The sequence below is a fragment of the Streptomyces sp. NBC_00523 genome, assembly GCF_036346615.1.
GTDB lineage: Bacteria > Actinomycetota > Actinomycetes > Streptomycetales > Streptomycetaceae > Streptomyces.
On sequence record NZ_CP107836.1, the window covers coordinates 3,667,396 to 3,679,559 of the forward strand.

Sequence of the window (12,164 nt, forward strand, 5' to 3'; positions counted from 1 at the left end):
GAAGCGGCCGAACCGGCGCCCGTGGCTCCACTCACGCTCTACTCCTCGTGCTCCCCGGTCGAGGACGACGTGTCCTCGACATTGCTGTCGACCGTGCTGCCGGCGGCCTCGTCGGCCGTGGTCAGCTCGGTCGTACCGCCTTCGGCGTCGCTGTCGACGGGTCCGTCGACCTCGTCGGCCTCGCGGCCCGCCTCGGCGTTGCGGGCGATGCCGACGACGGCATCCCGCTTGCCCAGATTGATCAGTTGGACGCCCATGGTGTCACGGCCCGTCTCCCTGACTTCGTTGACTCGCGTACGAATCACACCACCGCCGAGCGTGATGGCGAGGATCTCGTCCGTCTCCTCGACCACCAGCGCGCCGACCAGCGAGCCCCTGTCCTCCACGATCTTGGCGGCCTTGATGCCGAGGCCACCGCGACCCTGGACGCGGTACTCGTCGACCGGGGTCCGCTTCGCGTACCCGCCGTCGGTTGCAGTGAACACGAAAGTACCGGGCCTGACGACATTCATCGAGAGCAGTTCGTCTCCCTCGCGGAAACTCATGCCCTTGACGCCCGAGGTGGCGCGGCCCATCGGCCGCAGCGCCTCGTCCGTCGCGGTGAACCTGATCGACTGGGCCTTCTTGCTGATGAGAAGCAGGTCGTCGTCGGCCGAGACCAGCTCCGCGCCGATCAGCTCGTCGTCGGCGCCGTCCGCGGTCTCCCGCAGGTTGATGGCGATGACACCACCGGAGCGCGGCGAATCGTAGTCCTTCAGCGCGGTCTTCTTCACCAGGCCGCCCTGGGTGGCCAGGATCAGGTAGGGCGCCGCGTCGTAGTCGCGGATCGCCAGGATCTGCGCGATCTGCTCGTCCGGCTGGAAGGCCAGCAGGTTCGCCACGTGCTGGCCGCGCGCGTCCCGGCCGGCGTCCGGCAGCTCGTACGCCTTGGCCCGGTAGACCCGGCCCTTGTTGGTGAAGAACAGCAGCCAGTGGTGCGTCGTGGACACGAAGAAGTGGTCGACGATGTCGTCTTCCCTGAGCTTCGTGCCGCGCACGCCCTTGCCGCCGCGCTTCTGCGAGCGGTAGTCGTCCGTCTTGGTGCGCTTCACATAGCCGCCGCGGGAGATCGTGACGACGATGTCCTCCTCGGCGATCAGGTCCTCGATGGACATGTCGCCCTCGAAGGGCACCAGCTTGGAGCGCCGGTCGTCGCCGAACTTGTCGACGATCGCCGCCAGCTCCTCGCTGACGATCTGCCGCTGCCGCTCGGGCGAGGCCAGGATCGCGTTGTACTCGTTGATCTTCGCCTGGAGCTCGTCGTGCTCGGCGGTGATCTTCTGGTGCTCCAGCGCGGCCAGCCGGCGCAGCTGCATCTCCAGGATCGCGTTCGCCTGGAGCTCGTCGATCTCCAGCAGGCCCATCAGGCCCTCACGGGCGACCTCGACGGTCTGGCTGCGCCGGATGAGGGCGATGACCTCGTCGATGGCGTTCAGGGCCTTCAGCAGCCCGCGCAGGATGTGCGCGCGCTCCTCGGCCTTGCGCAGCCGGAACTTCGTGCGCCGGACGATGACCTCGATCTGGTGCGTCACCCAGTGGCGGATGAACGCGTCGATCGACAGGGTGCGCGGCACCCCGTCCACCAGCGCCAGCATGTTGGCGCCGAAGTTGGACTGCAGATCGGTGTGCTTGTACAGGTTGTTCAGGACGACCTTGGCGACCGCGTCCCGCTTCAGTACGACGACCAGGCGCTGGCCGGTACGCGAGGAGGTCTCGTCGCGCACGTCGGCGATGCCGCCGACCTTGCCGTCCTTCACCAGGTCGGCGATCTTCTGCGCGAGGTTGTCGGGGTTGGTCTGGTACGGAAGCTCCGTGACGACCAGGCACTGGCGGTTCTGGATCTCCTCGACCGCCACGACCGCGCGCATCGTGATCGAGCCACGGCCCGTGCGGTACGCCTCCTCGATGCCCTTGCGGCCGACGACCAGCGCGCCGGTCGGGAAGTCCGGGCCCTTGATCCGCTCGATCAGGGCGTCCAGCAGCTCCTCCTGCGAGGCTTCCGGGTTCTCCAGGTACCACTGGGCACCCGACGCGACCTCGCGCAGGTTGTGCGGCGGGATGTTGGTCGCCATGCCGACCGCGATGCCCGCGGAGCCGTTGACCAGCAGGTTCGGGAAGCGCGCCGGGAGGACCGTCGGCTCCTGGTTGCGGCCGTCGTAGTTGTCCTGGAAGTCGACGGTCTCCTCGTCGATGTCCCGGACCATCTCCATGGACAGCGGCATCATCTTGCACTCGGTGTACCGCATGGCGGCGGCCGGGTCGTTGCCCGGGGAACCGAAGTTGCCGTTGGAGTCCACCAGCGGCATGCGCATCGACCACGGCTGCGCCAGGCGGACCAGGGCGTCGTAGATCGAGGAGTCGCCGTGCGGGTGGTACGTACCCATGACGTCACCGACGACACGGGCGCACTTGTAGAAGCCCTTCTCGGGCCGGTAGCCACCGTCGTACATCGCGTACAGCACCCGGCGGTGGACGGGCTTGAGGCCGTCCCGCACGTCGGGCAGCGCACGCGAGACGATGACGGACATCGCGTAGTCGAGGTAGGAGCGCTGCATCTCCGTCTCGAGCCCGACGGGCTCGACACGCATACCCACGCCCTCGACGGGCGGAACCTCTTCGGGCGTCACGGGAGCGGGGGTGTTCTCGTCGGCCATTGCTGGTCAAAGTCCTTTCGCGCTGCGGCTTGCTTGTACGGCCGACTCAGATGTCGAGGAAGCGGACGTCCTTGGCGTTGCGCTGGATGAACGAGCGCCGCGCCTCCACGTCCTCACCCATGAGCACCGAGAACAGGTCGTCGGCCTGCGCCGCGTCGTCCAGCGTGACCTGGCCGAGCACCCGGTGGTCGACGTCCATCGTGGTGACGCGCAGCTCCTCGGCGTTCATCTCGCCGAGACCCTTGAAGCGCTGGATCGAGTCTTCCCTGATCCGCTTGCCGTTCTGCTTGCCGAGCTCCACGAGGGCGTCGCGCTCACGGTCCGAGTACGCGTACTCGAAGTCGTCGCGGCCCCACTTGATCTTGTACAGCGGGGGGCGCGACAGGTAGACGTGGCCGGCCTCGACCAGCGGACGCATGAAGCGGAACAGGAAGGTCAGCAGCAGGGTGTTGATGTGCTGGCCGTCGACGTCGGCGTCCGCCATCAGGATGATCTTGTGATAGCGGAGCTTCTCGATGTCGAAGTCCTCGTGGACCCCGGTGCCGAACGCCGAGATCAGCGCCTGGACCTCGGTGTTCTGGAGGATCTTGTCGACCCGGGCCTTCTCGACGTTCAGGATCTTGCCGCGGATCGGCAGGATCGCCTGGTACATCGGGTTGCGGCCGGACTTGGCCGAGCCGCCTGCGGAGTCACCCTCGACGATGAAGATCTCGCACTTGGTGGGGTCGTTCGACTGGCAGTCGCTGAGCTTTCCGGGGAGCGAGGCGCTCTCCAGCAGCCCCTTGCGCCGGGTCAGGTCGCGCGCCTTGCGGGCCGCCACCCGGGCGGTCGAGGCGGCGATGCCCTTGCGAATGATGTCGGCCGCCTCGTTGGGGTTGCGGTCGAACCAGTCCGTCAGCTGCTCGTGGACGACCTTCTGCACGAAGGTCTTGGCCTCCGTGTTGCCCAGCTTGGTCTTCGTCTGGCCCTCGAACTGCGGCTCGCCCAGCTTCACCGAGATGATCGCGGTCAAACCCTCGCGGACGTCCTCACCGGTGAGGTTGTCGTCCTTCTCGCGGAGCAGCTTCTTGTCGCGGGCGTACCGGTTGACCAGCGAGGTCAGCGCCGCGCGGAAGCCTTCCTCGTGCGTACCGCCCTCATGCGTGTGGATCGCGTTGGCGAAGGAGTAGACACCCTCGCTGTACTGCGTGTTCCACTGCATGGCGATCTCGACCGAGAGCAGACGGTCCTTGTCCTCGGCCTCGATGTCGATCACCGACTGGTGGATGACATCGCCCTTGCGGGAGTTGAGGTACTTGACGAAGTCGACGATGCCGTTCTCGTAGTGGTACGTGACCGAGCGGGCCACTTCCTCCTCGGGAACCTCCACCGCCTCGGCGCTGTCCGCACCGGCCGTCGCCTTCGCCGACTCGCGCTCGTCGGTCAGCTTGAGGGTGAGGCCCTTGTTGAGGAAGGCCATCTCCTGGAAGCGGCGCGAGAGCGTCTCGAAGGAGTACTCGGTCGTCTCGAAGATGTCGCCGTCGGCCCAGAAGGTGACGCTGGTGCCGGTCTCGCCGGTCTCCTCGTTACGCGCCAGCGGGGCGGTCGGGACACCGAACTTGTAGTCCTGGGTCCAGCGGTACCCGTCGGTCTTCACCTCGACGGCCACCCGCGTGGACAGGGCGTTGACGACGGAGACACCGACGCCGTGCAGACCACCGGAGACGGCGTAACCGCCGCCGCCGAACTTGCCGCCCGCGTGCAGGACGGTGAGGACGACCTCGACGGCCGGCTTGCCCTCGGACGGCACGATGCCGACCGGGATGCCACGGCCGTTGTCGACCACGCGCACCCCGCCGTCGGCGAGGATCGTGACGTCGATGGAGTCCGCGTGCCCGGCCATGGCCTCGTCGACCGAGTTGTCCACGACCTCCTGCACGAGGTGGTGGAGACCGCGCTCACCGGTCGAGCCGATGTACATGCCAGGTCGCTTGCGGACCGCGTCCAGACCCTCCAGCACGGTGATCGCGCTGGCGTCGTACGAGGGCTGCGCCTCGGCCGGGGCGGCAGCGGCGTCGCCCTGGGTGGACGGAATGTTCTCGTTGGGGTTGCCGGAATCGGCCACGAAGCGCCCTTTCTGGCACAGCACAGGCCGTTCTCCGGGCAGGCGGGAGCGGCTGCGTCGTTCGGCTTGTATCGACGAATCCCGCAAGACACGGGATTGTTCATCAGTCTACCGGTAGCGCCGACCCGAATGGGGGTTTGCGGGTACCTGAGTACGCATGTGCCGCCCTGAATGAGCGGCTGACGACTCCCCATATCCGGGACGGGGCCTCAAGGGGCTCACGCAGGCGTTGAGCGCTTCGGCCTGTCAGCCTCCCGCTACGGTGAGGGACGCCCGCTCACCACCACCTGGTTTCACGTGAAACGTCATCGGATTCCCGGGCAGCCGGAGCGCGGCACACAGTCCGCTACGGGCACGAAAAGCGCAGGTCGCGGCGGGTCAGCCGTAGGTGTCGCCCGGGCCCGTGCTCCCCGGGGCGCGCAGCGGGCCGAACCGGTGCTGCGGGCCGCCGGGACCCAGCACCTTGATCATCCGCACCGTGCCGTTGCCCAGGTCCGCGTTGAGCCGGGCCACCAGCTGTGGAGCCAGCAGCCGCAGCTGCGTCGCCCAGGCCGTCGAATCGCACTGCACCGTCAGGACGCGCTGGTCCGGTTCCTCGTCGTACCGCACGGGCACACAGTGCAGCGCGAGGTCGTCACCGACGATCTGCGGCCAGCGGCCCATCACCCCGCCGACCGCCGCCGGGGTCTCCCAGCCGCGCTCGGTGATCAGCCGGTTGATCGCGGCGCCCAGCGGCAGCGGATCGCGGCCGTCCCGCCGCGCCCCGGAGCGCAGGCCGCCGCCGCGCCTGGCCTGCTTCTTCTGCTGCGCCGCCTCGCCGCGCGCCCGCGCCTGCTCCTTGGCCGCGCGCAGGGCGACCCGGGCCAGGTCCACACCGGACGGCTCCGCGGGCTTCGCCCCGTCCTCGCCGCCGGGGGTCTTCCCCGCACCGTCGCCGCTCATACCCGCTCCACCTCGCCGGCGGTCACCGCGTACCGCGTCCCCGCGAGCGCTCCCGGCACGTCGTCGTCCACCGCCGCGGTGACCAGCACCTGCTCGGCGGGCGCCACCAGCTCCGCCAGCCGCTCCCTGCGGCGGGCGTCCAGCTCGGCGAACACGTCGTCCAGCACCAGCACCGGTTCGTTGCCCTCGCCGCGCAGCAGCTCGTACGAGGCGAGGCGCAGCGCCAGCGCGTACGACCAGGACTCCCCGTGGCTCGCGTACCCCTTGGCGGGCATCCCGCGCAGGCCGAGCACCAGGTCGTCGCGGTGCGGGCCGACCAGCGTCACTCCACGCTCGATCTCCTGCTTGCGGACCCCGGCCAGGGCCTCGATGAGCTGTCCGTACAGCTCCTCGCGCGTGCGCGCGGGGCCGGCCTCGCCGCCGACGGAGCTGCGGTAGTCCAGCGCCAGCGGGCCGCCGCCCGGCGCCACGTCGCCGTAGGCCTTGTCCGCCAGCGGCTGGAGCGTGGCGATCAGGTCCAGGCGCTGGGCCAGCAGCTCTGCGCCCACCCCGGCCAGATGCTGGTCCCACACGTCGAGCGTCGACAGATCGAGGGAGCGCCCACCGTGTCTGCGGGCCATCGCGGCGGACTTCAGCAGCGTGTTCCGTTGCTTGAGCACACGCTCGTAGTCGGAGCGCACCCCGGACATCCGCGGCGACCGCGCGGTGATCAGCTCGTCCAGGAACCGCCGACGCTCGCCGGGGTCGCCCTTGATCAGGGCCAGGTCCTCGGGGGCGAACAGCACCGTCCGCACGATGCCGAGCACGTCACGGGGTCTGACCTGCGACGATCTGTTGATCCGGGCGCGGTTCGCCCGGCCCGGGTTGAGCTCCAGCTCGACCAGCTGCGAGCGCTCGCCCTGGGTGACGGCCGCCCTGATCACCGCGCGCTCGGCGCCCACGCGGACGAGCGGGGCGTCGGAGGAGACGCGGTGGCTGCCGAGCGTGGCGAGATAGCCGACGGCCTCCACCAGATTCGTCTTGCCCTGGCCGTTGGCCCCCACGAACGCGGTGACGCCCGGGTCGAGCGACACCTCGGCCCGGGCGTACGAACGGAAGTCGGCCAGCGACAGATGCGTGACGTGCATGTGGTGCGCCGACCTTCCCGGCTTCCTGCTCCGTGCTCCGTCGGCGGGAGGAGCGGCCGGCCCCTCCCGCTCGTCGTTGCGGGGTTACTTCTTGTTCTCGACCGCGTGGCCACCGAACTGGTTGCGCAGCGCGGCGATCATCTTCATCTGCGGGGAGTCGTCCTGGCGCGAGGCGAAGCGCGCGAAGAGCGACGCCGTGATCGCGGGCAGCGGCACCGCGTTGTCGATCGCGGCCTCGACCGTCCAGCGGCCCTCGCCCGAGTCGGCCGCGTAGCCGCGGAGCTTGTCGAGGTGCTCGTCGTCGTCCAAGGCGTTGACCGCCAGGTCGAGCAGCCAGGAACGGATGACCGTGCCCTCCTGCCAGGAGCGGAAGACCTCGCGCACGTCGGTGACGGAGTCGACCTTCTCCAGGAGCTCCCAGCCCTCGGCGTACGCCTGCATCATGGCGTACTCGATGCCGTTGTGGACCATCTTGGCGAAGTGGCCGGCGCCGACCTTGCCCGCGTGGACCGCGCCGAAGTCGCCCTCGGGCTTCAGGGCGTCGAAGACCGGCTGGACCTTCGCCACGTCCTCGGCGTCGCCGCCGTACATGAGCGCGTAGCCGTTCTCGAGGCCCCAGACGCCGCCGGAGACGCCGCAGTCCACGAAGCCGATGCCCTTGGCGCGCAGCTCCTCCGCGTGCTTCTCGTCGTCGGTCCAGCGGCTGTTCCCGCCGTCCACGACGATGTCGCCGGGCGAAAGGAGCTCGGCCAGTTCGTCCACGGTGGACTGGGTCGCGGCTCCGGCCGGGACCATCACCCACACGACCCGGGGACCCTTGAGGCTGCCCACAAGCTCTTCCAGGCTGTGGACATCGGCGAGATCCGCGTTGCGGTCGTAACCGATGACGGTGTGGCCTGCGCGGCGGATGCGCTCGCGCATGTTGCCGCCCATCTTGCCGAGGCCGACGAGACCGAGCTCCATCAGAGATTCCTTAGCGTTGTGCCGATTCGTACCCGCTTCCGAGCCTACGCCCGGAAGGGGACAGGACGCCGGGCGTGCTCGGCGCTGAACACGCCCGTCGGGCCCCGCCGGGGCGGGGCCGGGGAGGTCAGCCGGAGAGGCGGACCGGCATGATCAGGTACTTGTACGCGTCGTCCGCCTCGGCGTCCACGGCCGGGCGGCCGCTGAGCAGCGCCGGCTTGGTGGAGGTCGTGAACGAGAGCTGGGCGACCGGGGAGTCGATGGCGCTGAGGCCGTCCAGCAGGAAGGTCGGGTTGAAGGCGATCGAGATGTCGTCGCCCTCCAGCACGGCGTCGACCCTTTCCACAGCCTGTGCGTCGTCGCTGGAGCCGGCCTCCAGGATCAGGACGCCCTGCTCGAAGGTCAGCCGGACCGGGGTGTTGCGCTCGGCCACCAGGGCGACGCGCTTGACGGCCTCCACGAAGGGGGCGGTCTCGATCACGGCGACCGAGTTGAACTCGGTGGGGAAGAGCGTCCGGTACTTCGGCAGGTCGCCTTCGAGCAGTCGGGTGGTCGTACGCCGTCCGGCGCCCTCGAACCCGATGAGCCCTTCGCCGGAGCCGGAGCCGGACAGCGCCAGGGTGACCGTGTCACCGCTGGTGAGGGCCTTGGCGGTGTCGAGCAGCGTCTTGGCGGGCACCAGGGCGACAGCGGAGGCCTCCGGGTCCTCCGGCTTCCACAGGAACTCGCGGACCGCGAAGCGGTAGCGGTCGGTGGAGGCGAGGGTGACGGTGTCGCCCTCGATCTCGATGCGGACGCCGGTCAGGACGGGCAGCGTGTCGTCGCGGCCCGCGGCGATGGCGACCTGGGCGGCGGCGGAGGCGAAGACCTCACCCGGCACGGTGCCCGTCGCGGTCGGCATCTGCGGAAGCGCCGGGTACTCCTCCACAGGAAGGGTGTGGAGTGTGAATCGCGAGGAGCCGCAGGAGACGGTCGCCCGTACACCGTCTGTGGAGATCTCCACCGGCCGGTTGGGCAGGGCGCGGCAGATGTCGGCGAGCAGCCGTCCGGAGACGAGGACGGTGCCGTCCTCCTCGACCTCGGCCTCCACCGAGACCCGCGCCGAGACCTCGTAGTCGAAGCTGGAGAAGCTGAGCGCTCCGTCCTCGGCCTTCAGCAGAAGGCCCGCGAGAACGGGCGCCGGCGGACGGGCCGGAAGGCTGCGGGCCACCCAGGCCACCGCCTCCGCGAGTACATCGCGCTCCACCCGGATCTTCACCGGAACCGCCTCCTGCTGTCTTCGCCCTGTCGGCCTTCGTCGTCGTCGGCCTTCGTCGTCTGGTCGGGTCGCTCCGCCGATGACAGGGGGAGGACGCCGGGGACCAGTCTGACGCACCGCACCGACACTCGTTGCTGCTCGGGGTCAAATCGCGGCGAGCGGCCCGGAGCGCTCCGAGGGCGAGTTGTGCACAGGCCCCACTTCGAAACGGATTCCGGGCTAACTATGGGTGGTGGTAGTAGTAGGCCCTGTGGAAACCGTGGATAACCCCGTTTTCGCAGCTCAGAGCCTGTTTTTTATCCACCGACCCTGTGGGCGGAACCGGTGGACAACCCGGGCTTTCTGTGGACACCCGGAAGTTGTGCACAACCCGTACACAGGGGAGGGCAGTTTCTCCCCAGGTCTGTCCCCAGCTTTACCCCCGTTCCCCACAGGCCAACCCTGCCTCTTGGTGTGACGCCTTTCACTCGGGACGGTGATGGGGCCTGTCGTGTTGCCGAACAGTGGACAGCCATGTGGAGAAGCGGCCTCCCGCTGGGGAAAACGGCCTCCGACCTGTGGGCAGCCGGTGGACAACCTTGAGCTCAGCCTGTGGACGAAAATCTTGTCCACAGGCTGTGGATCATCGTTGACCACAAATCCCCAACCCGCTGAGCTGGCCCAATGTCCTCCCGGAGGTTCTGCCTGTGGATGCAGTATGGACAACTTTTGGATCCCCAGGCTGTGGAGGGAAAAAAGTGCCCGGATCTGTGGAGAACACCCGTGACCTCCCGGTTAATCGAACAGACCAGGGCCTCAGAGAGCGGACCCGGTGGACGGCCGGCCCGCGCCGGGAGCCGCGCGAAGGGGGTTGCGAGGCGCTTTTCGGGGAACACGGAAGGGCGCTGTGCGGACTCCTGACGAGTCCGCACAGCGCCCTTCGGGTACGTGCGGGAGTCGGCGCGGGGCGCCGTCAGCCGTTCTTGATGCGGTTGGTGAGCTCGGTGACCTGGTTGTAGATGGAGCGCCGCTCCGCCATCAGTGCCCGGATCTTGCGGTCCGCGTGCATCACCGTCGTATGGTCCCGGCCGCCGAACTGCGCACCGATCTTCGGCAGCGAGAGATCGGTCAGCTCACGGCACAGGTACATGGCGATCTGCCGCGCCGTCACCAGCACCCGGCTGCGCGACGATCCGCAGAGGTCTTCCACCGTCAGGCCGAAGTAGTCCGCGGTCGCCGCCATGATGGCGGACGCCGTGATCTCGGGAGCGGTGTCCTCGCCCCCCGGGATCAGGTCCTTCAGCACGATCTCCGTGAGCCCCAGGTCCACGGGCTGCCGGTTGAGGCTCGCGAAGGCCGTCACCCGGATGAGAGCGCCTTCCAGCTCACGGATGTTGCGCGAGATGCGCGAGGCGATGAACTCCAGCACCTCCGGCGGGGCGTTGAGCTGCTCCTGCACCGCCTTCTTGCGCAGGATCGCGATCCGGGTCTCCAGCTCGGGAGGCTGTACGTCGGTGGTCAGCCCCCACTCGAAACGATTCCGCAACCGGTCCTCCAGAGTGACCAGTTGCTTCGGTGGCCGGTCGGAGGACAGCACGATCTGCTTGTTGGCGTTGTGCAGCGTATTGAAGGTGTGGAAGAACTCCTCCTGCGTCGACTCCTTGCTCGCCAGGAACTGGATGTCGTCCACAAGCAGGATGTCGACGTCGCGGTACCGCTTGCGGAAGGTGTCGCCCTTGCCGTCGCGGATCGAGTTGATGAACTCGTTGGTGAACTCCTCGGAGCTCACGTACCGCACCCGGGTGCCCGGGTAGAGGCTCCGCGCGTAGTGCCCGATGGCGTGCAGCAGATGCGTCTTGCCGAGACCCGACTCCCCGTAGACGAACAGGGGGTTGTACGCCTTCGCGGGCGCCTCGGCCACCGCCACGGCCGCGGCGTGCGCGAAGCGGTTCGAGGCCCCGATGACGAAGGTGTCGAAGAGGTACTTCGGGTTCAGCCGGGCGTGCGGCTCGCCGGGGCCGGGGGCCGGTGCGGGCTGTGCGCCCATCGGGCCCGGGGCGCCGCCGGGGCGGCCGGTGCCCGCGCGGTGCTGCGGCTCCGGCAGCTCGGGGCGCTCGGAACGGGGGCGCTCGGTGTGCTGGGGCTCGTACCCCTGCCGCTCGGGCGGCTGCTGACGGTAGTCGTGCTGCGGGGGGCGGCCGCCGCCGTACGGCTCGCGCCACTGCTCGGGCGCCGGCTCGCGGTCCTGGAACCCGCCGAGCCGGGGCTGCTGCCAGGACAGGTCCTCCTGGGTGCGCGGCCAGGCGCCGGGCTCCGGGCGCTGCTGCTGGTAGTCCGGGTAGGCGGGCCGCGCGGTGGGCATGCCGTCGTCCGAGGGCCGGCCCCCGTAGCCGTCGTACGCGTCGCCGTGCCGGCCCTCGTCGTGCTGAGGGCCCTGGTAGCGGTGGGACGGCTGGGGGGACTGGTGCATGGGGGGCGCCGGGGGGCCGGACGGCTCGCCCGCGGAGTCGTCCACCGTGATCGCGATCCGGATGGGGCGCCCGCACTCACGGCTCAGCGTCTCGCTGATGAGGGGGGCGAGGCGGCCTTCGAGGACCCGCTTGCCCCATTCATTGGGGACGGCGAGGAGCGCGGTGTCGGCGACCAGGGCGAGCGGCTGACAGCGTTCGATCCACTGCTTGTCCTTCGGCTCGATGCCCTGCTGCCCCTCCCCGAGGAGCTGTTCCAGCACTCGCGGCCACACTGCGGCAAGATCGGCAGGTACGTCAGCCACAGGGCACGCTCTCTCGCTGGTCCCACGAATGTGTGGTTCTCGGGACGGTTTGGGTCGGGATGGGTGAGGACCGGCAGGCGGGAAGAAAAAGAACCGGAGTTCAGCCACGGTAGTCAGCCCGACCGGCGCGGTTCAAGTCGTTGTCCACAGCCTGTGCACAATGGGGGGTCCGACAGGGTCGGTTTGACCGGATGGCGTAGCCGCGCGTACCGTGACCAGGTCGAGTTGTCGATGGCTGCTGCCGCCTGCCTCCGATGGGCAAAGATCACGATCTGTGATTGTGAATGCGGTGCACTAGGGCGTTTACGCGAGTCTCTCGTGGGCG

The 12,164-nt window shown here is 69.0% G+C and carries 7 protein-coding genes; all 7 read right to left on the reverse strand.

The window, feature by feature from the left end:
• Positions 1-38: 38 nt before the first annotated feature.
• The 7 genes from gyrA to dnaA all read right to left on the reverse strand — a co-directional run bounded on the left by gyrA (position 39) and on the right by dnaA (position 11,839).
• A complete protein-coding gene (gyrA, locus tag OHS17_RS16600; RefSeq protein ID WP_330312806.1) occupies positions 39-2,693 on the reverse strand; it encodes a DNA gyrase subunit A in 2,655 nt (884 codons plus the stop codon).
• 46 nt (positions 2,694-2,739) lie between these two features.
• Positions 2,740-4,821 carry a DNA topoisomerase (ATP-hydrolyzing) subunit B gene (gene gyrB, locus OHS17_RS16605; RefSeq protein ID WP_330312807.1) on the reverse strand — a complete coding sequence of 694 codons (2,082 nt, stop codon included), beginning with the start codon at positions 4,819-4,821 and terminating at the stop codon, positions 2,740-2,742.
• A 354-nt stretch (positions 4,822-5,175) separates the two neighbouring features.
• Entirely contained in the window at positions 5,176-5,739 is a 564-nt protein-coding gene (locus OHS17_RS16610) for a DUF721 domain-containing protein (RefSeq protein WP_018101900.1), read from the reverse strand.
• Positions 5,736-6,866 (reverse strand): DNA replication/repair protein RecF, encoded by a 1,131-nt coding sequence (gene recF, locus OHS17_RS16615; RefSeq protein ID WP_330312808.1) that lies wholly within the window; start codon positions 6,864-6,866, stop codon positions 5,736-5,738. The genes OHS17_RS16610 and recF overlap by 4 nt, the downstream gene beginning before the upstream one ends.
• Positions 6,867-6,950: 84 nt before the next feature.
• Positions 6,951-7,829 (reverse strand): phosphogluconate dehydrogenase (NAD(+)-dependent, decarboxylating), encoded by an 879-nt coding sequence (gene gnd, locus OHS17_RS16620; RefSeq protein ID WP_161207100.1) that lies wholly within the window; start codon positions 7,827-7,829, stop codon positions 6,951-6,953.
• Positions 7,830-7,956: 127 nt separating this feature from the next.
• Positions 7,957-9,087 (reverse strand): DNA polymerase III subunit beta, encoded by a 1,131-nt coding sequence (gene dnaN / locus OHS17_RS16625; protein ID WP_018101898.1) that lies wholly within the window; start codon positions 9,085-9,087, stop codon positions 7,957-7,959.
• A 952-nt stretch (positions 9,088-10,039) separates the two neighbouring features.
• A complete protein-coding gene (gene dnaA / locus OHS17_RS16630; RefSeq protein ID WP_330312809.1) occupies positions 10,040-11,839 on the reverse strand; it encodes a chromosomal replication initiator protein DnaA in 1,800 nt (599 codons plus the stop codon).
• Positions 11,840-12,164 lie beyond the last annotated feature (325 nt).